The organism is Allobosea sp. 05T439, assembly GCF_056396005.1.
Genome location: NZ_JBFTKP010000133.1, coordinates 1 through 636, shown reverse-complemented (window position 1 = coordinate 636; position 636 = coordinate 1). Strand labels below are relative to the sequence as shown.

Below are 636 nucleotides of genomic sequence, written 5' to 3'. Positions count from 1 at the left end.
CCGCTGGTCGCGCGCAGTCGTTCTTCGACTTCTACGCCAACGACCTCGGCTTCAGCTCGCTCCGCGGCTCGGACAACAGCCCGAACCTGTTGGCCTACACCGCGACCTTCGGCTCGGGCTTCTCGGCCACGATCTCGCTCGAAGACCGCTTGGCCGGCCGTAACGCGGTCGTCCGCAACGCCCTCGCCTTCAACGGCGTAGCTCCGGTCCTCGAGGGCAGCGAGTATCCGGACCTCGTCGGTGCGTTGAACGTGACCCAGGGCTGGGGCTCCGCTCAGCTGTCGGGTGCCATCGGTCAGCGTAACGTTGCCAGCTTCGCGCCTGGTACCATTGGCAATGTCAACGCCATCCGTGGCGGTGACGAGACCGCTTGGGCCATCCAGGGCGGTCTGAAGTTCAACCTGCCGATGCTCGCCGCTGGCGACGTTCTGTGGTTGCAGGCAGCTTACGCTGAGGGCATGGGCTCCTACCTCGGCTACGGCGGCAACTATGGCTACGGCCGCCTCGGCTCGCTCGCCGCTGCGGACATCGTCATCGACCAGACCACCGGTCGCTCGAAGCTGACCAAGGGCTTCGCCATCACTGCTGGCCTGAAGCACTACTGGACCCCGACCATCCGTTCGGAAGTCTATGGTT

The 636-nt window shown here is 65.3% G+C and carries 1 protein-coding gene; it reads left to right on the top strand.

What is annotated here, in order from left to right; translation table 11 throughout:
• Positions 1-636 (top strand): porin (locus AC1DIO_RS35400; protein ID WP_476854956.1); only part of this gene is annotated, 636 nt, incomplete at both ends.